Raw genomic sequence first — 22,059 nt, 5'->3', positions numbered from 1 at the left:
TCGCACCATCCGAAGCGGTAGCGTTGACCCGACAACCGAGCGAGCAGGACAGGGGGAGCAGGGGACAGTGGCGACACCACAACCGCCCGCAGCGGACACAGCGCCCGCCGCGAACACAGCGCCTGCCGCGCAGCACGCCCTGCTCCACGGCCGGGCCGACGCCGACACGGCCCACACCGATCCGGATCCGGCCCACACCGCGGAACCCGAGGCCGAACTCGGCCCCACCGGACGACCCCGCCGGTACGTCCCGGAACCGCAGCCGCTGCCCAGCCACGGGCCCGCGAAGATCATCGCGATGTGCAACCAGAAGGGCGGGGTCGGCAAGACCACCTCCACCATCAACCTCGGCGCCTCCCTCGCCGAATACGGCCGCCGCGTCCTGCTCGTCGACCTCGACCCCCAAGGTGCCCTGTCCGCCGGGCTCGGCGTCGCCCACCACGACCTCGACCTGACCGTGCACAACCTCCTCGTCGAACGCGGCATCTCCGTCGACGACGTGCTCCTGCACACCCGGGTCGAAGGACTGGACCTGCTACCCAGCAACATCGACCTGTCCGCCGCCGAAATCCAGCTCGTCTCCGAGGTCGGCCGCGAACAAGCCCTCGGCCGGGCCCTGTACCCCGTCCTCGACCGCTACGACTACATCCTCGTCGACTGCCAGCCGTCCCTCGGCCTGCTCACCGTCAACGCGCTCGCCTGCGCCGACGCGGTCATCATCCCGATGGAATGCGAATACTTCAGCCTGCGCGGACTGGCCCTGCTCAACGACACCGTCGACAAGGTGCGCGACCGGCTCAACCCCAAGCTCAACCTCGCCGGGATCCTCGTGACCATGTTCGACTCCCGCACCCTGCACGCCCGCGAGGTGATGTCCCGCGTCGTCGAGGTCTTCGGCGACCTCGTCTACGACAGCGTCATCGCCCGCACCGTGCGATTCCCCGAAACCAGCGTCGCCGGCGAACCCATCACCACCTGGGCGCCGAAATCCGCCGGCGCCGAGTCCTACCGGGCCCTGGCCCGCGAAGTGATCCACCGCTCCGGCCGATAACCCGTGACCGTGGACCACCCAGGCCCGACCGTTCCGGATCCGGCCCAGCCCGCCGCACCCCCCGCGGGATTCCAAGTACGACTGCGCAACTTCGAAGGTCCCTTCGACCTGCTGCTCACCCTGATCTCTCAGCACCGCCTCGACGTCACCGAAGTCGCCCTGCACGAGGTCACGGACGAATTCATCGCCTACACCCGTGCCCTCGGCCCTCGGATGGGACTCGACCAGACCACCGAATTCCTCGTCGTCGCCGCCACCCTGCTCGACCTCAAGGCCGCCCGCCTCCTGCCGTCCGGCGACGTCGACGACCCCGAGGACCTCGCCCTGCTCGAGGCCCGCGACCTGCTCTTCGCCCGCCTGCTGCAGTACCGCGCCTTCAAACAGATCGCCGACCGGTTCGCCGAGTTCGAGGCCGCCGCCCTGCGCCGCTACCCCCGCGCGGTCTCCCTCGAACCGCAGTACGAGAACCTCCTACCCGAGGTCGTCCTCGGCGTCGACGCGACCCGATTCGCCGAGATCGCCGCCGCCGCCTTCCAGCCCAAACCGCCCCCCCGCGTCGGCCTCGACCACCTCCACACCCCCCGCGTCTCCGTCCCGGAACAGGCCGCCCGCCTGCTCACCCTCCTGCGCGCCCACGGCGCCGGCACCTGGGCCACCTTCGGCCACCTCGTCGCCGAATGCGACAACGGCCTGCAGGTCGTCGCCCGGTTCCTCGCCCTGCTCGAGCTCTACCGCGAACGAGCCGTCACCTTCGACCAACCCGAACCGCTCGGGCCGCTGCACGTGGCCTGGACCGGCGAAAACGACGACGCCGTCACCACATTCGAGGAGGATTACGGGTGAGCAGCGACACACCGGACCCCGATACGCACGGACTCGACGCGGAACTGCTGGAGATGAGCGACGACGAACTCGTCGCCGCCCTCGAAGCACTGCTGCTCGTCGTCGACACCCCCGCCCCCAACGCCCAGCTCGCCGACGCCATCGGCGTCACCGCCACCCGCGTCGAGACCACCCTGCACCGCATGGCCGCCGACCTCGACGCGCGCGGCTCCGGCATCGATCTGCGCTACGCCGGCGACGGCTGGCGCTTCTACACCCGCCGCGACTACGCCCCCTACGTCGAACGCCTCCTGCAGGGCGGCGCCCGCACCAAACTCACCCGCGCCGCCCTCGAGACCCTCGCCGTCGTCGCCTACCGCCAGCCCGTCACCCGCGCCCGCGTCAGCGCGGTCCGCGGCGTCAACGTCGACGGCGTCATGCGCACCCTCCTCGCCCGCGACCTGATCGCCGAGGACGGTACCGACCCCGAGACCGGCGGCACCCGCTACGTCACCACCGAACTGTTCCTCGAACGCCTCGGGCTGGCCTCTCTGCAGGATCTTCCACCCCTCGCGCCGCTGCTTCCGGACGTCGATGTGATCGACGACATCAGCGAAAGTCTCGAGGCCGACCCACGATTTGCGAGAATGGGAAGGAACCCGCGCACCGAGTCCACCTCGCCCGCGCCGTTCGATCCCGATTGAGACAGGAAAAAAGTGCACAAGCCCGCTCGCCGTGATGGCACACCGGACCGCAGAAAAACCACCTCCCGCGCAGGGAACCCACCCCGCGAACGACGGGGCGAACCCACCGCCCGCGCGGCCACACCCAAGAAGGCACACCGCAAGGGCGACACCCCGCTCAACAAGCGCGGCCGTCCCGCCGCCCCCAAACCCCAGGCCCAGCGCCCGGCGACCCTGCCCAAGATCAGCAACGCCAAACCCGCCCGGCACCAGCACGCCGCAGAACGCCCGCAACTGCCCGCCGGCGAAGGCGTCCGCCTGCAGAAGGTCCTCGCCCAGGCCGGAGTCGCGTCCCGCCGGGCCGCCGAGGAACTCATCGCCGCCGGTCGCGTCGAGGTCGACGGCTCCATCGTCACCGAGCAGGGCCTGCGCGTGGACCCGGAGAACGCCGTGATCCGCGTCGACGGCATCCGCGTCGTCGTCGACAAGGACCTCGTCCACCTCGTGCTCAACAAGCCCCGCGGCTGGCAGTCCACCATGTCCGACGACCTCGGCCGCCCCTGCGTCGGCGACATCGTCTCCGAACGCGTCGCCGCCGGCCAGCGCCTCTTCCACGTCGGCCGGCTCGACGCCGACACCGAAGGACTGTTGCTGCTCACCAACGACGGTGAACTCGCCCACCGGCTCATGCACCCGTCCTACGAGGTGACCAAGACCTACCTCGCCACCGTCAAGGGTGTCCTCCCGCGCGGGATCGGCAAGCAGCTACGCGCCGGCGTCGAACTCGACGACGGCCCCGCCAAGGTCGACTCCTTCGCGCTCCTGCAGGTCAACGAGGGCCAATCGCTGGTCCGCCTCGAACTGCACGAAGGCCGCAAGCACATCGTGCGGCGCCTGCTCGACGCCGTCGGCCACCCCGTGATCCGTCTCGTGCGCACCGACATCGGACCCGTCGCGCTCGGCGACCAGCGACCCGGCACCCTCCGGGTGCTCGGCCGCAAGGAAGTCGGCGGCCTCTACCAGGCGGTGGGCCTGTGAGCTCCCTCGTCGTCGCCATGGACGGTCCCTCGGGCACCGGAAAGTCCACCGTCTCCAAGCGACTCGCACGGCTCCTCCGCGCGGCATACCTGGACACCGGCGCCATGTACCGCGTCGCGACCCTGCACGTGCTGCGTGCAGGCGCGGACCTGACCGACCCGGCCGCCATCGCCGCCGCCACCGAGTCCCTGCCCTGGTCGATCGGCACCGACCCGGAGACCGAGGACATCCGGCTCGCCGGGGAGGACGTCCGCGAGATCATCCGCGGTGCGGAGGTCACCGGCGCCGTCTCGGCCGTGTCCGCCGTTCCCGCCGTCCGCCGGACCCTCGTCGCAGCGCAGCAGCGCATCGGCCGTGACGCGGGACACATCGTCGTCGAAGGCCGCGACATCGGCACCGCCGTCTTTCCCGACGCGGACGTGAAGATCTACCTCACCGCCTCCGCCGAGGCCCGGGCGCAGCGGCGCAACCAGCAGAACATCGCCGAAGGCCGCGGCGACAACTACGAGGCGGTGCTCGCCGCGGTGCAGCACCGCGACCACCTCGATTCCACCCGCGCGGTGTCCCCGCTGCGCGCGGCGGACGACGCGATCGTCGTCGACACGAGCGAGATGGACATCGACGAAGTGATCGCCGCGCTCGCCGCCGTGGTCGCCGAGCAGACGGGAGCGACCCTGTGAGCGAGGACGTGACGGAATTCGCCGGTGACGGCACCTGGTCGGAGGAATCGGACTGGGATCTCGAGCTCGCCGGGGCTGCCGAGCTCGAAGAGTTCGTGCCCGTGCCGACCGTCGCCGTGGTCGGACGTCCCAACGTCGGCAAGTCCACCCTGGTCAACCGCATCATCGGTCGTCGCGAAGCAGTCGTCGAGGACGTGCCGGGCGTGACCCGCGACCGCGTCTCGTACGAGGCCACCTGGAACGGTCGCCGATTCATGGTGCAGGACACCGGCGGTTGGGAACCCGACGCCAAGGGCCTGCAACAGTCCGTCGCGCGGCAGGCAGAGATCGCGATGCGCACGGCCGACGCGATCCTGATCGTCGTCGACGCCACCGTCGGGGCCACCGCCGTCGACGAGGCGGTGGCCAAGGTGCTGCGCCGGTCCAAGACGCCGGTGCTGCTCGTCGCGAACAAGGTCGACGACGATCGCGTCGAGTCCGAGGCGGCGGCACTGTGGTCGCTGGGCCTGGGACAGCCGTATTCGGTGTCGGCCACCCACGGTCGCGGGACCGGTGATCTGCTCGACGAACTGCTCGCGGTGCTGCCCCAGACTCCGCGGGAAGGCACTGGGGGACAGGGGCCGCGTCGTGTCGCACTGGTCGGCAAACCGAACGTCGGCAAGTCCAGCCTGCTCAACAAGCTGGCCGGCGACGAACGATCCGTGGTCCACAACGTCGCCGGCACGACGGTCGACCCCGTGGACTCCCTCGTCGAACTCGGCGGCAAGACCTGGCGGTTCGTGGACACCGCCGGTCTGCGCAAACGCGTCAACACCGCCTCCGGCGCCGAGTTCTACGCCTCGTTGCGCACCCGCGGCGCCATCGAGGCCGCCGAGGTCGCGGTGCTGCTGATCGACGCTTCCGAACCGATCACCGAGCAGGACCAGCGGGTGATCTCGATGGTCGCCGACGCCGGCCGCGCCCTCGTCATCGCCTTCAACAAGTGGGACCTCGTGGACGAGGACCGACGCTACGAGCTGGGCCGGGAAATCGAACGCGACCTGCTGCGCGTGCCGTGGGCGGCGCGCGTGAACATCTCCGCCAAGACCGGCCGGGCCGTGCAGAAGCTCGTGCCGGCCATGGAGACGGCCCTCGAGTCGTGGGACAAGCGCATCTCCACCGGCCGTCTCAACACCTGGCTCAAGGAGGTCATCGCCGCGACTCCGCCGCCCATGCGCGGCGGCCGCCTGCCCCGGGTACTGTTCGCCACCCAGGCCGGCACCCGACCGCCGACCTTCGTGCTGTTCACCACCGGCTTCCTCGAAGCCGGCTACCGCCGCTTCCTCGAACGGCGACTGCGCGAGGAGTTCGGCTTCGAGGGCAGCCCGGTGCGGATCTCCGTGCGCGTGCGCGAGAAGCGGGACCGCCGGAGCAAATAGCGTCCGAAAGTGCCGTGACCAGGCGATTGGTGAATCGGTCCGTCTCTGTTGTAATCTCAACGAGCGCTCGACGAGAGCGCGGACGGGCTGTGGCGCAGCTTGGTAGCGCACTTGACTGGGGGTCAAGTGGTCGCAGGTTCAAATCCTGTCAGCCCGACTTTCTGGGGCCTGACCTGTTCATGCAGGTCAGGCCCCTTTTTCGTCCCCACCGCGGCTCCGTCGAACGACTGCAAGGTTGGGACGCTGGGGACCAGAAGGGGACCACCAGGCCGAGAACGCAGCTCCGGCGTCCAGCATCGCGTGCACGTCGGGGTGCAGGTAGCGGCTGGTGACGGCTGGGTCCTGGTGGCCGGCGACGCGCTGGAGGATGTGCAGCTCGACGCCCGCGTCCGCCATCCAGATCAGCGCGGTGTCCCAAGGACCGAGAATGGGGTCAGAAATCAAGCGCGCGTTGTCTGTATCCGTCTGGTGCGGTCTGCGGAGTTCCGGCGTCTTCTTGTCAGTTGTCGTTACCTGCTGCTGGGGCCTGTTCCCGTTGCAGTCGAAATCGCCGGAACATAGCAGTATCCCAACATGCGGGACCAGCCACTGGCCCTTCGCCTTGCGAGCGCCAAGCCGTTTCACTCTCGTGCCGATGAGCGCGCGGCCGGGAGCCGACCTCCCCGAGCGCCCACGGACGGAGACAGCCCGATTCGCGCTTCTGCCCCGGTGCATACAGCGCCGGGCTGGCTCTACCATGTGATTTGTGACAGCGCCCTTGCTGATCGCCAATGCCGATATACGCACCATGGACTCTCGGCTGCCTACAGCGCAGACGGTCGCCGTCAAGGACGGGCTCATACTCGAGGTGGGTCCATCCGAGATCGCCGCTGGCTACCCGAACAGCGATGTGGTGGACCTGGCGGGTCGCCTCGTTATGCCCGGGTTCGTGGATGCACACCATCACCTGTCAGTGGAGGCATTGCATCCGATCTGGGTGGATCTGAGTGGCGCCACCGATGCAGAGGCGATCGTCGATAGGTTGCGCCGCGCCGCCGAGCTACCGGGTACGGGTTGGCTTCGGGGCTGTCAGTGGGACTCGACTGCGCCGGTGCGACTCACCCGAGACGATCTGGACGCGGTTGGCACGGATCGTCCGATTCTCGTTGCTTGTGTCACGTTTCATCGCGGTCTGCTCTCCTCGGCGGGGATGGACGCTCTTGGCCTCTCGCCGACCGTCGAGGACCCTCCGGGGGGCAAGTACGGCCGCGACGCTCGTGGTGCTCCAAACGGATTCCTGCGAGAGACCGCCTGGGGACTCGCCCATGCCGCGACCATCCGTTCGTTCGGGAACCCCGACCGCTGGGGGGACCTCATCGCCGCCCGCTGTCGCGAGCTACTGCGGCTCGGCATCACGGCCGTTCACGACACCACCGTCTCGGCCTCGGCGGCAGCCGTCTACGCCGCCCTCGCGTCGTCCGGTCGCCTGCCGATCTCCGTGCTCGGATTCCCGCATGCCGAGGAGATCCTCACGGGCATGGACGATGCGGCCTGGACGCTCGGCCCCACCGGCGAAGGCAACAACCGATACCGCACCGGTCCGATCAAACTCTTCGCTGACGGTGCGCCAGACTTCGCGATCGACGCGTGCATCCGCGGCCGACGAATCGAGGCGGGGATCCTCAATCTGCAGATGCGCGACACAATGCACCGTGCGTTCGAGCGCGGATTCAGTGTTGCAGTGCATGCGATGGGAAACCTGGGGCTGCGGAACACAATCTCGGCGTGGCAGGACGCAGCTACGGCCTCGACCCCGCCTCTACGAATCGAGCATGCGACCCTAGCGGGTCCGAACGAGGTGCGGGAACTGAAGCGAATCGGGGCCGCGGCGGTCGTGCAGCCTGCGTTCATCGACCTGGTCGGACCGATGGCCGCGCGATTGGACTTCGACGAGGAAACGTGGCTGCCGTTCCGGGACCTGGACACTGCCGGCGTGCTCATGGCTGCATCTTCGGACTCGCCCTGCTCGGTGTCTTCTCCGCTGCTGGAGTCATCGTTCGGCGTGACCCGTCGGACGACAACGGGTCTCGAGTTGGGATCTGAACAATCGCTTCCGTTTGAACGCTGGCTGGAGATGTACACGGCGGGCGGCGCCGACGCCGGAGACCAGGCCGACGAACGTGGGCGACTGCGGAGTGGGCTACGTGCGGACTTCGTCGTCCTCGACGGCTCGCTCTCTGACCCATCGAGTCTCCGCGTTGCGGAAACGTGGGTTTCGGGTGAACGCGTCTATCTCGCTGAGCAGGTCCGCCCTCCTCCTGACCCCCGCCGTCGCCACAAGTCCGAACACTGGTTTTGCGCAAACATACGGACATGCCGCGCACAGGTGAACCTCCGCCATTTTTGCGACGAGCGCGCCCCTCGGTCCGCATCTGGGCGGCGAACCGATCCTCGAGAGGCGGTTCCGGTGAAGGCAGTTGCGTTTGAGCGAGATACTCGCGGCAACGAGCGGGAGGCGGCGAGGTCGTCTGCAGCGATCTGGGCGCGCGCAAAGGCTCGTCGAGACGGTGAGCCGAAGGAAGCCTCGGTCGAAGAGGCGCTCGTGGGTGTTCAGCGCCAGCTGGCTTTGGACGGAGCACGGTTGCTGCTTGCTCGGCGAGACGGCGTCCCCGCCGGCTTTGCGCTGTTCGCCCCGAACGCATCAGCGATTGAGCTCTACTACCTGGCAGTTGATCCCGACGCTTGGGGCGGGAGTGGCGAGCGGGCTCCTGACCGAGGTGGACGCCGACGCCTGGGCGCTTGGCTTCGACGCGCTGGACTATGGGTGATCGACGACAACCAGCGAGCCGTCGCTGTCTACGAGTGATCCGGATGGGTTCGCACGAAGCAGTCCAAGCGTGACGCGCCGTCGTCGCGGCTTGAACGCCGCTTCGTGAAACAACTGAACTGAGCGTCTCGCGGTCCCAGGCGTGCCACAGCCCGCGTTGTCGACCAGGAGATCCAAGGGGCGGCCGGCGACCACGTCGACCAGAGATTCGGTGTCGTCGTCAGTGACATCCCAGCGGACCCAGGCGACTCTCGGATCCGCTGCAGCGTTTGAAGGAAGGGCACGTGCCGCGGCGATGACGTTCCAGCCGGCCGCCGAGAAGACCTCGACGCAGCCCGACCGAAGCCACGCGCGGCGCCGGTGACGAGCACACTCCTTCCCAAGTCCTCCACGGAGGTTGGTCAACCTCATGTAACCCGGTGCCACTCGCGCGGATCTGCCGCAGAGAGGTAGACGCCGGCCATCTTCTCGGCTGCGCATGTCGCACATCACCCGGCACGACACCGCCACAAAGCCATACGTTGCCGAATTGGATTATTCGAAGATCAGGGCGCCGCTGCGCGGCGCAACGGCCCTGCGGGCGGCGCTGCCGCGCCGTCCTCGGGCCGTCCCGACGCGAGGGGAGTGGTACCAAGTGACTCCCGCCCCCGGGACACGGATCAACCTCGGCGGCCAGCCGTTCTGTCTCACGCAGCTTCGGCGGCCGTCGAGGTCGCTCCGGAACGATTTGGCGTGCCCCTCGAGAGCGTCAGCCCCCTGTCCCGCGGGCAGAATTGTCGGGTGCCGATGGCATGACGTGCCAGACTGGTGCAAGTCGACTCCGGGAGGGGGAGGAGAGCGTCATGGCTGGGCCTCTCGTGTTTGATCGCGCGGCGATCGCCGAGACCTGCGAGCGGTACGGCGTAAAGCGGCTGGTCGTCTTCGGCTCGGCCGTCACCGAACGTTTCAACGAGTCGACCAGTGATGTCGACTTCCTCGTCGAGTTCCGCGACGACGTCGTGAACCGCTTCGACGCCTACTTCGGTCTCAAGGAGTCGCTGGAAGCCCTGCTCGGCCACCCGGTCGATCTTGTCTCTCCCGTTGCCCTGGAGAATCCCTATTTCGCTGCGTCGGTCGAGGAGAACGGGCACGAGGTCTATGCGGCCTGAGGCGCCGGGGCTGCTATGGGACGCCCGTAAGGCCGCTCGGCTGGTCGCCCAGTTCGTCGCGGACCGGACATGGCACGAGTACGAGAGCGACGCGATGCTCCGATCAGCAGTTGAGCGACAGTTCGAGATCATCGGCGAGGCGCTCAACAGGCTCAGCCGTCTCGACCCGGACACCGCCACCCTGATCCCGGACCTGCCACGGATCGTCGCTTTCCGGAACGTGCTCATCCACGGGTACGCCGTCATTGACAACGAGCTCGTCTGGGAGGTCGCAACGACGCGCGTCAGGGACCTGGCCGCGCTACTTGGACGGCTCCTCGGCGAAGACGAAACCGCATAGCGACGGGGAGGCGGAGCCAGCGGCCGACGCGCTACGCCACCGGGGACCCGGCGGGGACCAACGTCACGTTCGACCACTCGATTTCACGCCTGAACCAGCGACAGCGACAGACGAGGACAGACGACTACAGACAGTCGGTTCACGCTCAGGTCCTCAAGCCCCCGACCTGGGGGTCAAGTGGTCGCAGGTTCAAATCCTGTCAGCCCGACCGACGAACGAGGCGGTCCCGGATTTCCGGGGCCGCCTCGTTCGCGTCTGTACACCCGGGCCGATACACCGCGCCGTTCCGGCCCCGGGATCGTTCGTTTCCCAGCGGCGGGACAGGTCCGCGAAAGGCCCACGGTCAGGGTCCAAAGACCGCAGTCAACCCCCCGTGCCGCGAGTACTGTCGCGAACAGAAGCCGCGGCCACACCGAGGCGCGACGGGCATCTCCAGTCCGAGGAGACAACATGACCGAAACCCGGAACGGCACCGGATCCCAGGCCGTCGACAGCTCCGGCGACGTGGCCACAGCGCAGACCATTCCCGCCGTCGATGCCGGTCCGGTCCGGCACGAGCAGGTCGACGCGGTGGTCGACACGGCGACCGCGGCAGCGGCCCAGTTCCGCACCCTCGACCAGCAACAGGTCGATGCGATCGTCGAAGCGATGGTGCGGGCCGGCATCCGGGCGGCCGCGGAACTCGCAGCGGTCGCGATCGAGGAAACCGGATTCGGTGTCTTCGAGGACAAGGTCGTCAAGAACTACGTGGCCACCGAATTCCTCTACGACTACCTCAAGGACAAGAAGTCCGTGGGAGTGATCGAGGAGAACGTCGAACACAGCATCGTCCGCGTCGCCGAACCCATCGGCGTCGTCCTGGCCATCACCCCGGTCACCAACCCCACGTCCACCGTGCTGTACAAGGCGATCGTCGCGGCGAAGACCCGGAACGCCGTCATCTTCCGCCCGTCGCCTTTCGCCGTGCGCTCGTGCGAGCGCACGGTGGAGATCTTGCGCGCGGCGGCGGAGGCCGCCGGCATGCCCCCGGGCGCGCTCCAGGTCATCCCCGACGCCGCTCACGAGGTCACCCATTACCTGTTCAAACACCCGAAGGTCGACTTCATCTGGGTCACCGGCGGCCAGAAGATCGTCGCCTTGGCCAACGCCGCCGGCAAGCCGGCCCTCGGTGTGGGTCCGGGCAACGCTCCCATCTACCTGCACCGCACGGCCGACATCAGGGGCGCCGTCGTCGACATCCTGATCTCGAAGACCTTCGACGCCTCCGTGATCTGCCCCGCCGAACAGACCTGCATCATCGACGACGAGATCTACGACGCCACCGTCGCGGAGTTCGAACGGATGGGGGCGCACCTGCTCACGGACGAACAGGCGGAGGCGATCGCCGATTTCGCGTTCGGTTGCGGCGACAAGGTCAACCTCGCCGCGCTCGGCCAGCAGGCTCCCGAACTCGCTGCCCGCGCGGGCTTCACGGTGGATCCCGCGGTCAAGGTGCTGCTCGCGCCGCTGCCGTCCGACCTCGAACGGCTCGCGGCGCACCCCCTGGTGCAGGAGAAGCTGATGCCGGTCCTGGGCCTCGTGCGGGCCCGCGACGTCCAGCACGGCATCGACGCCGCCGTCCTCGTCACCGAACACGGCGGTCTCGGCCACACTTCCGCCATCTACGCCACCGATCCGTCCGTGATCGACGCGTACGGCCGGGCCGTGCGCACCGGCAGGATCCTCGTCAACGCTCCGACTGCGGTGGGGGCCCTCGGCGGGATCTACAACAATCTGACGCCCACGTTCTCGCTGGGTTGCGGCACGTGGGGCGGGTCGAGCACCACCGAGAACGTCAACTACCAGCAACTGCTCAACATCAAGACCGTCGCGCACCGGCGCACTCCGCCGCAGTGGTTCCGGGTACCGTCGAACACCTTCTTCAACGCCGGTGCACTCGAGAACCTCCGCGACGTCCCCTGCACCAGCGTCGTGGTCGTCACCGACGCGCTCAGTGAGCAGCGGGGAGTGGTCGACGACCTACGCGCCCACTTGCGTGCCGAACACGTCAAGGTGTTCAGCGAGGTCGAGCCGGAACCGGACGAGGCCACCATCCGCCGCGGAGTCACCCTGCTCGAGGGGAACCCGCCGGACCTGCTCGTCGCCATCGGTGGTGGGTCGGTGATCGACGCGGCGAAGGCCATCCGGCTGTTCTACGAACATCCGGAGAAGGACCTGGCCGAGCTGAGCCTGCCGTTCCTCGACCCGCGCAAGCGCATGGCGGAGTACCCGCAGGATCCGCACAAGCTGCGGCTGGTGGCGATCCCCACCACCGCCGGCACCGGTTCGGAGGTCTCACCCGCGGCCGTACTCACCGTCGCCGGCCGCAAGGAAACCCTGGTCGACTATTCCCTGGTTCCGGACATGGCGATCGTGGACCCGATGCTCACCCTCTCGATGCCACGCACATTGACGGTCGACACCGGAATCGACGCCCTGACCCACGCGCTGGAAGCGGCGGCCTCCATCTTCGCCTCGCCCTACACCGATGCGTTCTGTGTCCAGGCCGCGCGCTTGATCTTCGAGGCGCTGCCGCGGGTGTACGACGATCCGGATGATCTGGCCGCCCGCACCGACATGTCCAATGCCGCGACTCTTGCCGGTCTCGCCTTCTCGAACGCGTTCGTCGGCACGAACCACGCGCTCGCGCATTCCGTCGGCGCCCGGTTCGGGATCGCCCACGGGCGGGTGAACGGCGTTTTCCTTCCGCACACCCTCCGCTACAACGCCAGCCTGCCGACCAAATTCATGCCGGCCCCCGGCTACTCCGCCTACGTCGCGCCGGAGAAGTATGCCCAGCTCGGGCGGATCGTCTTCGGCGGGCACGACCCGGAGGAGAGCCGCCGACGGCTGTTCCAGGGCGTCGAAGATCTGCTCCGCCGCATGCAGGTGCCGCGCACCCTGAAGGAGATCGGCGTCCCCGAGGAGGAGTTCGTGGCCGCGCTGCCGGAGCTGGCGATGACCGCGTTCCAGGACCTGAGCAATCGCACGAACCCTCGGATGCCGCTGATCAGCGAGATCACCGAGCTCCTGCGGCTCGGTTACTACGGGGACGGTGAGCATGCCCACTGACAGCGCCACCAAGACGATCCAGGTCGACGCACCCCTGGACACCGTGCTCACGACCATCCGCGACATCGAGAGCCAGACCGAGTGGATCCCCGAGATCCTCGAGGCCCAGGTCCTCGAGGTCGAGGAGGAGTCCGGACTTCCGCGCACCGCCCGGTTCAAGGCGTCGGCCACCGTCGGCACCGACAGCTACACCCTCACCTACCAGCACCGTGACGACGGCATGAGCTGGACGATGCTGCAGGGACGCCTGCAGACCGGACAGGAGGGCCGCTACCAGCTGGTCGCGGTCGGTCCCGACCGAACCTCGGTGACGTACGAGCTGACGATCCATCACAATCTGCCGCTCCCCGGATTCTTGCGAAATCGCGTGATCAAGGGCCTGGTCGACAGTACGCTCACCGGTCTGAAGAAGCGCCTCGAGAGCTGAAGGCCGGGGGAGGGCAGCACCCGCGGGTGCGTGCCGCCGATGCGCAGGGTGTTACCCGGGTCCGCGCTCAGCGCCCTCCGCACCACGAGCGTCCGCGCTCGGTCACCGACGACCCCGTCCGGAGGGAGTGGAGTCTTCGCGGCGTCGAACCCCTGCGGGGCCACGCCCTTGCACGCGGCGCCGGCCGGAAACAAATCGCGGGTCCTTCTCGGCCGTTCCCCGCGGCAGCGGATCGTGGCGCGCCCTGTGACCTCTGCCGGCGGTGGTAGCTGCCGGTGAGACGTCCGGCCCGTACGGATGCCGGTACGGGGGAGGGATGAAGTACGTCACACGGCCGGCCACCGGGCGAGGCATGTGGCTGGGCACCTTCTCCGTCGTTCCCACAGAACCCGGATCGCACCTGGTCGAGGAGTGCGCGGGGCGCGGGCGCTGCAACCGACTTCGAATCAAACGGAAACTCGAGATTCCTGGAACACCACATCTCCCACTCGGCGTGTTGAAAATCCGACGCTGACGGAAATCAATAAATTACCGAACTCTACTTTCCGTAAAACACCCAACCACCAGCACAAACAAGCACCGACCCACCCGTCAGGCGCCGAATGCACGCGAGATCGCTGCAGCGACGTCCCGGTGTCGACGGATGGGCAGGGCGAGTCCCCTCCCGGCCCGCGCAAGGTCGCGAGCGGTGAGCAGATCGTGCTCGCCGGAGATGTCGGCGAGCACGTCGAGCCGGGGGAGCCGGGCTGCCGCGGTCCTCGGATCGGGCCCGGCGTTGTGCACGCAATCCGACAGGAGCAGCACCCGTCCCTCGTCCGCAGGTACGTCCCGGAGCTGACCTCGTGCCACCTCGAGCGCGAAGCCGACGTTGGTGAGGCCCTTGCTCGGGATCCGGAGCAGCAGGTCCACGAGCCCGGCGGGGGAGACCGGCTCCCCGAGGGCACTGAGGACAGCGGCTTCGGACCAGAAGGCCACCACGGCCAGATCGTCGTGTCCGAACTCGCCGGCCATGGCACCGACCGCGGCCGCGGCGGTGCGGATGCGCTCGCCGCGCATCGAGCCGGAGATGTCGACGACGAGCACCACCTTCCGGCGATCGCGGATCCGATCCCGCATCACCAGATCCGTGGACCGCGCGAACGGATCTTCGGCGAGAATCTCGACAGTGCGGTCGAGGTCGAGTTCCTCGGCACCGTCCCGATACGGCAGGCTCTGCAGCCTGCCGAGGCCCCTCCGCGGCGCACGACGACGTCGTGGGCGCGGCACGGACAGCCGCGCAGCGATCTCGCGTGCCCGGCGTCGGACCTCGGCGTCCGCGACCGGACCGGAGGCATCGAGATCGGCCAGGTGCAGTACCTCGGCCGGCTCGTCGGTCTGCCCGGGACCCGCGCCGGCTCCCGATCCGGGGGTACGCCCGGCGCGATGCGGGCCACCCACCATCACCAGACCCTGGCCGCCACCGCGGTGCTCGTACAGGGCCGGGTCGAGGGACAGCTGCTTCGGCCTGCGCCGGAACGGCTTTCCCCGGCCGGTGGAGTGGCGCTGAGCACGATGGTGCACGGGGCTCTCGGCGGGGACGGACCTTCAACCGGGGGCGGCGGCAGCAGGACGGAGAAGGAAGTGGTCCTGCCAGATCTCCCGCAGCACCGCTTCGGGAGTGGTTTCGGAGACCTCGTCGACCGCGATCCGTCCGGACAGCGCCACCAGCAGCGCGTCGAGCACAGCGTCGGTGTAGTCCGACGGAAGATCCCGCGGTGGGTCGGTCGAGTCCGGTAGATCGTCCGCAACCCCGCGCATATCGAACAGCTGCATGGCGACCAGGGTCAGGTCGATCGCGCCGCGGACGCTGGACCCACCCCTCAGATCGGGGTGCTCCCGCGTCGCACGGGTGAGGGCTACCGCATCGGCGACGAGCCGTGCCGACCCGCATCCGGTCCGTCGGACGACGATCTCGTTTTCGGCTCGTGTGTCCTGATAACTCACCGACAGCCGGCAGAACCGGTCGTGCACACTCATCGACAACCGGACGGTACCGATGTTGTCGAACGGGTTCATCGAGGCCACCACGCGGAACGCCGGATCGGCTGTCACCGTGCCCACCCGCGGCACTGTGATCCGCCGTTCCGCCATCGCGGTCAGCAGGCTGTTGAGTGTGTCCTCGGGCGATCGGTTGAACTCCTCGAGGTAGAGCACGCCACCGTCGCGCATCGCCGCGACCAGCGGTCCGGGCACGAAGTTGTCCTCGTGGTAGCCCTCGGACAGCACCCGTGCCGGATCGTGATACCCGACCAGGCGCGCCGGCGTCAGATCGGCGTTCCCCTCGACGAACATCAGCGGACTGCCGAGCTCGGCGGTGATGGCCCCGAGCAGAGTGGACTTGCTGGTCCCCGGCGGCCCCTCGAGGAGTACGTCGCGCCCTGCCCCGATCGCGGCGAGCAGAAGATCGGCCTCGCGGACGCGTCCCACCACTCGCTCTGCGACTCCCCGCCGGACCTCTGCCATCGATCGGATGGTGCGCTGCATGCTCACGTCCTCGTGTGCCCCTGAATCTGTTCGTTTCGTCGAACAACTATGCACCGGCAGGGGGCGCCGGACGGAGCGATTCGGTAATCCATGCGCAGAATCGCAGTTCCCACCGCCTAATGTCGGTGCCATGACTGTCCGGAACCCCCTGGACCCGTGCGAGGCCGGGTCGGCACTCGCCGCGTTCGAGCCCCGTTTTCTGCCCCTGGACGGCCGGCGTCACGCCGCGGTGGTCGTCGCCGTACTCGACGACGGCCACGGGAACCCGGTCGTGCCGCTCACTCGCCGACCGACGCGCCTGCGATCTCATCCCGGTCAGTTCGCACTGCCGGGCGGACGCCTCGACGACGGGGAGACCCCCGACGTGGCCGCGCTGCGCGAACTGCACGAGGAACTCGGACTGCGCGCCGATCCCGGCGGCATCCTCGGCCGCCTGGACGACTACATCACCCGCTCGGGCTACGTCATCTCGCCCTACGTCGTCTGGGTGGATGCGGCGATCGGCGATCTCGTTCCCAACCCGGACGAGGTCGCCGCACTCTATGCCGTCACCGAGTCCGAACTCGACAGTGAACCCCGGTTCGTCACCATTCCGGAATCGGACAAGCCGGTGATCCAGTGGCCGTTCCGGGGTCATCTCGTCCACGCACCTACCGCTGCGGTGGTGTACCAGTTCCGCGAAGTCGTGCTCCATCGCCGAAGCACCCGTATCGACGACCTGGAACAGCCCGTGTTCGCGTGGAGGTGACCGGTCGCACGGGCAACGGCGGCGAGGGGTGTGCAAGGCTGTCGGGACCTACTCCACGAACGACAGGACCGACGATGAACGACGCGACGACGACCGGTGCGCCGGCTCGATCCGACCGCATCGTCACCGTCCCCAACGTGCTGAGTGTCGTCCGCCTGGCCGGAATCCCGATCTTCCTCTACCTGGTCCTCGTCCTGCATGCCGACGGGTGGGCGCTCGCGGTTCTGATGCTCAGCGGGATCACCGACTGGGCCGACGGCAAGCTTGCACGGCTGCTCGACCAGGCGTCGCGACTCGGGGCGGTGCTCGATCCGCTCGTCGACCGCCTCTACATCGTCACGACACTCCTCGCGCTGGTGGCCCGTGGCATCGTGCCGTGGTGGATCGCCGCGCTCCTGATCGGCCGGGAGCTGGTGCTCGCCCCGACCCTCGCCGTCTATCGACGCCGTGGTCTGCCGCCACCGGAGGTGTTGTACCTGGGCAAGGGCGCCACGTTCCTGCTCATGTTCGCGTTGCCCCTCCTCCTGGCCGCGCAGGCGCTTCCCGCCGCTGCCGGCGTCCTCGAACCCGCCGGGTGGGCCGCCCTCCTCTGGGGCACTGCCCTCTACACGTGGACGGGCGCGCTCTATCTGCTGCAGGCGGTGCAGACGGCTCGAGCGGTGCCCGTGTCGGGAGGGCCGGCCACCGGATGAACCGCAACTGGGAGCAGATCCGTCGCAACCCCGTCCCGTCGCTGCTGAAAGCTCTGCTCGAGGACCATCTCGATCCCGGGTACGCGGGTGCGGCGCGCGACCGCGCCGCCGGCCACACCCGCCCGACCCGGATCGGGATCGGGGTGTGGCTGGTCCTCGGTGGTCTGCTCGCCGGACTCGTCCTCGGGGTAGCGTACGCCCAGAACATCGAGCGCAAATCCGGGACGGATCAGGCGCGCGACGAAATCCTCGCCACGGTCCGCGCGACCGAGGACCGCAACGACGTACTCGCGGCGGCCCGCGACGACTTGTCCACCGAGGTGGAACAGCGCCGTATCGCGGTGCTCGCCGACGACGAGCAAGGGACGGCGGTGCTCGACCGCCTCGCCCGCGCAGAGGACGACGCTGCGTCGACGCCTGTGCACGGACCGGGGATCACGGTGACTCTCGCCGATCCGGCTTCGCGGCCCGACCTGACGGACTCGGCGGAGAAGGACCGCGGCCGCAGCGCCTCGGTGATCCTCGACCGCGATCTGCAGTCGGTCGTCAACGCGCTCTGGCACAGTGGCGCCGAGGCCGTCTCGATCAACGGGGTCCGGATCGGCCCGGGTGTCACGGTCCGGCAGGCCGGGGGAGCGATGCTCGTGGACAACCGGCCGGTCTTCTCCCCGTACACAGTCGCCGCCGTCGGGTCCCCTGCGGAGCTGCAGACCGGGTTCGTGGTCAGCGACGCGTACCTGCGCATGTCAGGGGTGCAGCAGCTCTACGGAGTAGGTTTCACCATCGCGGATGCGGCAGACCTGGCGCTGCCGGCCGCCACGGTGCGCGACGTCGCATCGGCACAGGAAACGGGAGAGCGGTGAGACGGTGGTGACCAAACGCGGATACGCCCTGTACGCGGTGCTGGCCCTCGGTGTGGGCATCGTGGTGGGTGTGATCGTCAGTCCCCAGGTTCCCGACGTGGTCCAGCCTTACCTGCCCATCGCGGTCGTTGCGGCGCTCGACGCGGTCTTCGGCGGCCTGCGCGCCTATCTGGACGAGATCTTCGACGCCAAGGTGTTCGTCGTCTCCTTCGTCTTCAACGTGCTGGTCGCCGCACTGATCGTCTGGCTCGGTGACCAGCTCGGGGTGGGCACCCAGCTGTCCACGGCGATCGTCGTGGTTCTCGGTATCCGGATCTTCGGGAACGCATCCGCTCTGCGCCGCAGGCTGTTCGGGGCGTAGCAGGATGGGCGAGGGCAAGCACGAACGGCACGAGACGGCCGAGACCGGTACAGCGCGCCGATCGCGGATCGTCTTCTCCGCTCTGGCGGCACTGCTCATGGTCCTGCTCGGGGTGGGGATCGCCACTCAGGTCAGGAACACCGGTTCGGGTGATGCGCTCGACTCCGCCCGGCCCGCCGACCTGCTGGCGGTACTCGACAACCTCAACCGGCGTGAGGCGGAGCTGCGCCAGGAGATCACCACCCTGGAGCAGACGCTGGCCAGTCTGCAACGCAACGGCTCCGAGGCCGCGCTCGCGGAGGCGCAGCAGCGCCTGTCGGCGTTGCAGATCCAGGTGGGTACCGCCCCGGCCACCGGTCCGGGCGTGATCTTGACCATCGCCGACCCTCGGCGAGGAGTGGGCCCGGAGGTTCTTCTCGACACGATCCAGGAGCTGCGCGCCGCAGGAGCGGAAGCCGTGCAGGTCGCCGGAACCGGTGGCGCTGCCGTGCGTGTCGGCGTGGACTCCTGGGTGGGCGGAACCGCCGGTGCGCTGGTCGTCGACGATCGGCCGCTCGCGGCGCCCTACGTCGTCGCTGCGATCGGGGACGCGCCCACACTGGCGGCGGCGCTGAACATCCCCGGTGGTGTGGTCGACACGGTGGCACGTGCCGGCGGGACGGTACAGATCGAACAGTCGCCGCAGGTCGAGGTACCCGCCTTGCGGGAGATCGAGCCGCGACAATACTCTCAGCCCGGTAACTGAACCCGGCGTTCCACGCGAATGTCGCTGCCCGAAAGGACCTGTCGTGAGTGAGTTCCGAACACCCGCCGATCTGCGTTACACGGCGGAGCACGAGTGGGTTCGCCGAACCGGCGACGTGACCGCACGCCTCGGCATCACCGACTACGCCCAGTCACAGCTCGGCGACGTCGTCTTCGTGCAGCTGCCCGAGGCCGGTGCGGAACTCACCGCGGGGGAGTCCTTCGGCGAGGTGGAATCGACCAAGAGCGTGTCCGACGTGTTCGCTCCGCTCACGGCGAAAGTCGTTGGCGTGAACTCGGATCTGGACGGCAATCCCGAACTCGTCAACGGGGATCCGTACGAGGCCGGCTGGCTGGTGGACGTCGAGGTCGCCAGCAAGGACGAGCTGGACGCCGCTCTGGCGGACACGCTCGACGCCGACGGATACCGCGCGATCACGCAGAACTGACCCCGCATCCGGCCGGGGCCGCGTCTGCCTGCACGAAGGACGTTGTGCAGGGTACGGTCATCGGTAGGCGTGTGCCGGGTCGGGGCGCGGGTCCGTACCGGAAGTGATCGTGGCTGAACGAAACTGCGGCCCCGGGGGAGCGATCCCGAAGGGCCGAACGGATAAGGAGATACGGTGAGCGAGAACGGCAACGCGGGCTACGAGGAAACCCCTGCGGAAACCACTTCGGTGTTTCGTGCCGACTTCCTGAACGAACTCGATACCACCGGCACGGGCGCGGGGACGACCGAAGCGCCGGTTTCGGGGGTCGAGGGGCTTCCCACAGGATCGGCGCTGCTCGTCGTCAAGCGTGGCCCGAACGCCGGGTCGCGTTTCCTGCTCGATCAGCCGACGACGTCGGCGGGGCGCCACCCGGACAGCGACATCTTCCTCGACGACGTGACGGTCAGCCGTCGGCACGCCGAGTTCCGCCAGGACGAGGGCGAGTTCCAGGTCGTCGATGTGGGAAGCCTGAACGGGACCTACGTCAACCGCGAGCCGGTGGACTCGGCAGTTCTCGCGAACGGCGACGAGGTGCAGATCGGAAAGTTCCGGCTGGTGTTCCTCACCGGCCCGCGGGGTTCGCAGGGCACGGGTAGCTGATGACCGCTGCCCGCCAGCCGTCACCGGGGGGTATGTCGATCGGCTCCGTGCTCGATCGGCTCCGGCCCGAGTTTCCGGACGTGACGATCTCGAAGATCCGCTTCCTCGAATCCGAGGGGTTGATCAGTCCGGAACGCACCCCGTCGGGTTATCGTCGTTTCTCGATCGCGGACTGTGAGCGTCTGCGGTACGTACTGACCGCGCAACGGGACCAGTACCTGCCCTTGAAGGTGATCAAGGAACAGCTCGAGGCGATCGACCGCGGTGTCGCGACGGTGGGCTCGGTGGAGGGTCGCCCGAAGCGGCTCCGGACCCTGGCCGTGGCCCCGGGTCAGGTGTCGCCGGAGGATCTGCGCGCGGACCGGGAGGTGCGGATCAGCCGGGAGGACCTGTGCGGGCAGGCGGGCATAGAGACGTCCTTCCTCACGGAGCTGATCCGCGCCGGGCTCATCGTGCCCGGCGCGGCCGGCTTCTTCGACGAGGATGCGGTACTGCTGGCGCGCACGGCCAAAGCCATGTCCGAGTTCGGTCTCGAGGTTCGGCACCTGCGTGCTTTCAAGCTCGCGGCCGACCGGGAGGCGGGCCTGGTGGCGCAGATCGCGGGTCCGGTCGCGAAGGGCCGGGACGTCGGTGCGCGTGCTCGGGCCGAGGAAATGGTCCGGGAACTGGCAGCGCTGTCGTTGACGATGCACACCTGCCTCGTCAAGGCCGCCGTCCGGGGCGCTCTGGATCGGTGAACGGCGGGCGTCGACCTCGACGGCGGCGCGTTTGGCACTAGAATTCAGGGGGATATCGGCGGACGGTTCGCCACCGTCGCACAGCAGGGATGGGAGGCGGCTCGATGAGCGAGATGCGAGTAGTGGGGATCCGGATCGAGCAACCGCAGAATCAGCCTGTCCTGCTGCTGCGCGAAGTCGACGGAGATCGGTACCTGCCGATCTGGATCGGCCAGATGGAAGCCACGGCGATCGCACTGGAACAGCAGGGCGTCGAGCCGGTCCGGCCGTTGACGCACGACCTGATCAAGAATCTGGTCGATGCCTTCGGCCGTACCCTCGAAGAGGTCCGGATCGTGGACCTCAAGGAGGGGACGTTCTACGCCGACCTCGTCTTCGACGGCGGTCTGCGCGTGTCGTCCCGCCCCTCCGATGCCGTCGCTGTAGCCTTGCGCATCGGCGCGCCGGTCTTCGTGGAGGAACCGGTGCTCGCGGAAGCGGGCCTCGTCATGCCGGATGAGCGGGAGGACGAGGTCGAGAAGTTCAAGGAATTTCTCGAATCCGTCTCCCCCGACGATTTCAAGGCGACGGACGGCTGATCGTCGAACGTCGCCGAGGTTCTGTCGCGACTTCCGGCCGACGGCCGGAGCGCACACTGCGAGTGAGATGCGGAACCGGAAGATCGTCGTCCGGTCGGCGTGTTGCTGCCCAACTTTTCGTACGGGGCGTACGCTGAGTGAATCGCTACGGATCGACTCGGTGGGTCAGCGAGCGCTCGACGATCGGATGGGGGTGGG

Annotated in this window: 23 protein-coding genes and 1 tRNA gene; 21 read left to right on the top strand and 3 right to left on the bottom strand. The window is 68.4% G+C overall.

The features are described from left to right. Window positions 1–67 precede the first annotated feature (67 nt). The 7 genes from ACM26Y_RS13295 (at window position 68) to ACM26Y_RS13265 (ending at window position 5,849) form a co-directional block, all read left to right on the top strand. A complete protein-coding gene (locus ACM26Y_RS13295; RefSeq protein WP_003937294.1) occupies window positions 68–1,051 on the top strand; it encodes a ParA family protein in 984 nt (327 codons plus the stop codon). A 3-nt stretch (window positions 1,052–1,054) separates the two neighbouring features. Beyond that, entirely contained in the window at window positions 1,055–1,894 is an 840-nt protein-coding gene (locus tag ACM26Y_RS13290; RefSeq protein ID WP_003937293.1) for a segregation and condensation protein A, read from the top strand. After that, window positions 1,891–2,577 carry an SMC-Scp complex subunit ScpB gene (gene scpB / locus ACM26Y_RS13285; RefSeq protein WP_054375170.1) on the top strand — a complete coding sequence of 229 codons (687 nt, stop codon included), beginning with the start codon at window positions 1,891–1,893 and terminating at the stop codon, window positions 2,575–2,577. The genes ACM26Y_RS13290 and scpB overlap by 4 nt, the downstream gene beginning before the upstream one ends. A gap of 12 nt (window positions 2,578–2,589) precedes the next feature. Then, complete coding sequence (locus tag ACM26Y_RS13280) at window positions 2,590–3,594, top strand: pseudouridine synthase (protein ID WP_003937291.1); 1,005 nt, start codon at window positions 2,590–2,592, stop codon at window positions 3,592–3,594. 17 nt (window positions 3,595–3,611) lie between these two features. Further along, complete coding sequence (cmk, locus tag ACM26Y_RS13275; protein ID WP_054375182.1) at window positions 3,612–4,274, top strand: (d)CMP kinase; 663 nt, start codon at window positions 3,612–3,614, stop codon at window positions 4,272–4,274. Beyond that, on the top strand, window positions 4,271–5,692 hold the full coding sequence (gene der, locus ACM26Y_RS13270; RefSeq protein ID WP_003937289.1) for a ribosome biogenesis GTPase Der: 1,422 nt from the start codon (window positions 4,271–4,273) through the stop codon (window positions 5,690–5,692). The genes cmk and der overlap by 4 nt, the downstream gene beginning before the upstream one ends. A gap of 83 nt (window positions 5,693–5,775) precedes the next feature. Then, window positions 5,776–5,849: transfer RNA gene (locus ACM26Y_RS13265), tRNA-Pro, on the top strand. 29 nt (window positions 5,850–5,878) lie between these two features. Here the strand turns inward: ACM26Y_RS13265 and ACM26Y_RS13260 are convergent. After that, window positions 5,879–6,136, bottom strand: a complete 258-nt coding sequence (locus ACM26Y_RS13260; RefSeq protein ID WP_416061137.1) for a hypothetical protein — start codon at window positions 6,134–6,136, stop codon at window positions 5,879–5,881. A gap of 301 nt (window positions 6,137–6,437) precedes the next feature. Between ACM26Y_RS13260 and ACM26Y_RS13255 the strand changes: the two genes are divergently transcribed. The 5 genes from ACM26Y_RS13255 to ACM26Y_RS13235 all read left to right on the top strand — a co-directional run bounded on the left by ACM26Y_RS13255 (window position 6,438) and on the right by ACM26Y_RS13235 (window position 13,524). Beyond that, entirely contained in the window at window positions 6,438–8,537 is a 2,100-nt protein-coding gene (locus ACM26Y_RS13255; RefSeq protein WP_416061136.1) for an amidohydrolase family protein, read from the top strand. Between the two features lie 803 nt (window positions 8,538–9,340). Beyond that, on the top strand, window positions 9,341–9,646 hold the full coding sequence (locus ACM26Y_RS13250; protein WP_416061135.1) for a nucleotidyltransferase family protein: 306 nt from the start codon (window positions 9,341–9,343) through the stop codon (window positions 9,644–9,646). After that, the gene (locus ACM26Y_RS13245) at window positions 9,636–9,986 is read left to right on the top strand and encodes a DUF86 domain-containing protein (RefSeq protein WP_416061134.1); all 351 of its coding nucleotides are present in this window, start codon (window positions 9,636–9,638) and stop codon (window positions 9,984–9,986) included. Before ACM26Y_RS13250 ends, ACM26Y_RS13245 begins: the two co-directional genes overlap by 11 nt. 450 nt (window positions 9,987–10,436) lie before the next feature. After that, the gene (adhE, locus tag ACM26Y_RS13240) at window positions 10,437–13,097 is read left to right on the top strand and encodes a bifunctional acetaldehyde-CoA/alcohol dehydrogenase (protein ID WP_416061133.1); all 2,661 of its coding nucleotides are present in this window, start codon (window positions 10,437–10,439) and stop codon (window positions 13,095–13,097) included. Beyond that, window positions 13,087–13,524: an SRPBCC family protein gene (locus ACM26Y_RS13235; RefSeq protein ID WP_003937283.1), complete on the top strand. Its 438-nt coding sequence runs from the start codon at window positions 13,087–13,089 to the stop codon at window positions 13,522–13,524. The genes adhE and ACM26Y_RS13235 overlap by 11 nt, the downstream gene beginning before the upstream one ends. 591 nt (window positions 13,525–14,115) lie before the next feature. On the opposite strand, the gene ACM26Y_RS13230 is transcribed toward ACM26Y_RS13235, so the two are convergent. After that, window positions 14,116–15,084 (bottom strand): vWA domain-containing protein, encoded by a 969-nt coding sequence (locus ACM26Y_RS13230; protein ID WP_371383316.1) that lies wholly within the window; start codon window positions 15,082–15,084, stop codon window positions 14,116–14,118. 24 nt (window positions 15,085–15,108) lie between these two features. After that, window positions 15,109–16,047 (bottom strand): AAA family ATPase, encoded by a 939-nt coding sequence (locus ACM26Y_RS13225; RefSeq protein ID WP_416061132.1) that lies wholly within the window; start codon window positions 16,045–16,047, stop codon window positions 15,109–15,111. Between the two features lie 130 nt (window positions 16,048–16,177). Here ACM26Y_RS13225 and ACM26Y_RS13220 point away from each other — a divergent pair, with 130 nt between their 5' ends. The 9 genes from ACM26Y_RS13220 to ACM26Y_RS13180 all read left to right on the top strand — a co-directional run bounded on the left by ACM26Y_RS13220 (window position 16,178) and on the right by ACM26Y_RS13180 (window position 21,861). Beyond that, on the top strand, window positions 16,178–16,795 hold the full coding sequence (locus ACM26Y_RS13220; protein ID WP_416061131.1) for an NUDIX hydrolase: 618 nt from the start codon (window positions 16,178–16,180) through the stop codon (window positions 16,793–16,795). Between the two features lie 74 nt (window positions 16,796–16,869). Next, entirely contained in the window at window positions 16,870–17,487 is a 618-nt protein-coding gene (locus ACM26Y_RS13215) for a CDP-alcohol phosphatidyltransferase family protein (protein WP_416061130.1), read from the top strand. Beyond that, window positions 17,484–18,350 carry a DUF881 domain-containing protein gene (locus ACM26Y_RS13210; RefSeq protein WP_416061129.1) on the top strand — a complete coding sequence of 289 codons (867 nt, stop codon included), beginning with the start codon at window positions 17,484–17,486 and terminating at the stop codon, window positions 18,348–18,350. The genes ACM26Y_RS13215 and ACM26Y_RS13210 overlap by 4 nt, the downstream gene beginning before the upstream one ends. A gap of 4 nt (window positions 18,351–18,354) precedes the next feature. Next, window positions 18,355–18,711: a small basic family protein gene (locus tag ACM26Y_RS13205; RefSeq protein WP_003937277.1), complete on the top strand. Its 357-nt coding sequence runs from the start codon at window positions 18,355–18,357 to the stop codon at window positions 18,709–18,711. 4 nt (window positions 18,712–18,715) lie between these two features. Further along, window positions 18,716–19,456 (top strand): DUF881 domain-containing protein, encoded by a 741-nt coding sequence (locus tag ACM26Y_RS13200; protein ID WP_003937276.1) that lies wholly within the window; start codon window positions 18,716–18,718, stop codon window positions 19,454–19,456. Between the two features lie 43 nt (window positions 19,457–19,499). Next, window positions 19,500–19,904 carry a glycine cleavage system protein GcvH gene (gene gcvH / locus ACM26Y_RS13195; RefSeq protein WP_003937275.1) on the top strand — a complete coding sequence of 135 codons (405 nt, stop codon included), beginning with the start codon at window positions 19,500–19,502 and terminating at the stop codon, window positions 19,902–19,904. Between the two features lie 174 nt (window positions 19,905–20,078). Beyond that, window positions 20,079–20,546 (top strand): glycogen accumulation regulator GarA, encoded by a 468-nt coding sequence (gene garA / locus ACM26Y_RS13190; protein WP_003937274.1) that lies wholly within the window; start codon window positions 20,079–20,081, stop codon window positions 20,544–20,546. Continuing rightward, entirely contained in the window at window positions 20,546–21,283 is a 738-nt protein-coding gene (locus ACM26Y_RS13185; protein ID WP_040782825.1) for a MerR family transcriptional regulator, read from the top strand. Before garA ends, ACM26Y_RS13185 begins: the two co-directional genes overlap by 1 nt. A 104-nt stretch (window positions 21,284–21,387) precedes the next feature. After that, window positions 21,388–21,861 (top strand): bifunctional nuclease family protein, encoded by a 474-nt coding sequence (locus ACM26Y_RS13180; RefSeq protein WP_003937272.1) that lies wholly within the window; start codon window positions 21,388–21,390, stop codon window positions 21,859–21,861. Window positions 21,862–22,059 lie beyond the last annotated feature (198 nt).

Source organism: Rhodococcus indonesiensis, assembly GCF_047782815.1.
Classification (GTDB): Bacteria; Actinomycetota; Actinomycetes; order Mycobacteriales; family Mycobacteriaceae; genus Rhodococcus; species Rhodococcus indonesiensis.
Note: the sequence above shows the minus strand (reverse complement) of the source record. Positions and strands in the feature narration are given on the sequence as shown.

What these genes read in the sequence shown, in the direction of transcription:
- cmk (WP_054375182.1), top strand. Translation starts at nt 3,612, where the DNA reads ATGGACGGTCCCTCGGGCACCGGAAAGTCCACCGTCTCCAAGCGACTC.
- ACM26Y_RS13250 (WP_416061135.1), top strand. Translation starts at nt 9,341, where the DNA reads ATGGCTGGGCCTCTCGTGTTTGATCGCGCGGCGATCGCCGAGACCTGC.
- ACM26Y_RS13245 (WP_416061134.1), top strand. Translation starts at nt 9,636, where the DNA reads ATGCGGCCTGAGGCGCCGGGGCTGCTATGGGACGCCCGTAAGGCCGCT.
- adhE (WP_416061133.1), top strand. Translation starts at nt 10,437, where the DNA reads ATGACCGAAACCCGGAACGGCACCGGATCCCAGGCCGTCGACAGCTCC.
- ACM26Y_RS13235 (WP_003937283.1), top strand. Translation starts at nt 13,087, where the DNA reads ATGCCCACTGACAGCGCCACCAAGACGATCCAGGTCGACGCACCCCTG.
- ACM26Y_RS13225 (WP_416061132.1), bottom strand. Translation starts at nt 16,047, where the DNA reads ATGCAGCGCACCATCCGATCGATGGCAGAGGTCCGGCGGGGAGTCGCA.
- ACM26Y_RS13220 (WP_416061131.1), top strand. Translation starts at nt 16,178, where the DNA reads ATGACTGTCCGGAACCCCCTGGACCCGTGCGAGGCCGGGTCGGCACTC.
- ACM26Y_RS13215 (WP_416061130.1), top strand. Translation starts at nt 16,870, where the DNA reads ATGAACGACGCGACGACGACCGGTGCGCCGGCTCGATCCGACCGCATC.
- ACM26Y_RS13210 (WP_416061129.1), top strand. Translation starts at nt 17,484, where the DNA reads ATGAACCGCAACTGGGAGCAGATCCGTCGCAACCCCGTCCCGTCGCTG.
- ACM26Y_RS13200 (WP_003937276.1), top strand. Translation starts at nt 18,716, where the DNA reads ATGGGCGAGGGCAAGCACGAACGGCACGAGACGGCCGAGACCGGTACA.
- ACM26Y_RS13185 (WP_040782825.1), top strand. Translation starts at nt 20,546, where the DNA reads ATGACCGCTGCCCGCCAGCCGTCACCGGGGGGTATGTCGATCGGCTCC.
- ACM26Y_RS13180 (WP_003937272.1), top strand. Translation starts at nt 21,388, where the DNA reads ATGAGCGAGATGCGAGTAGTGGGGATCCGGATCGAGCAACCGCAGAAT.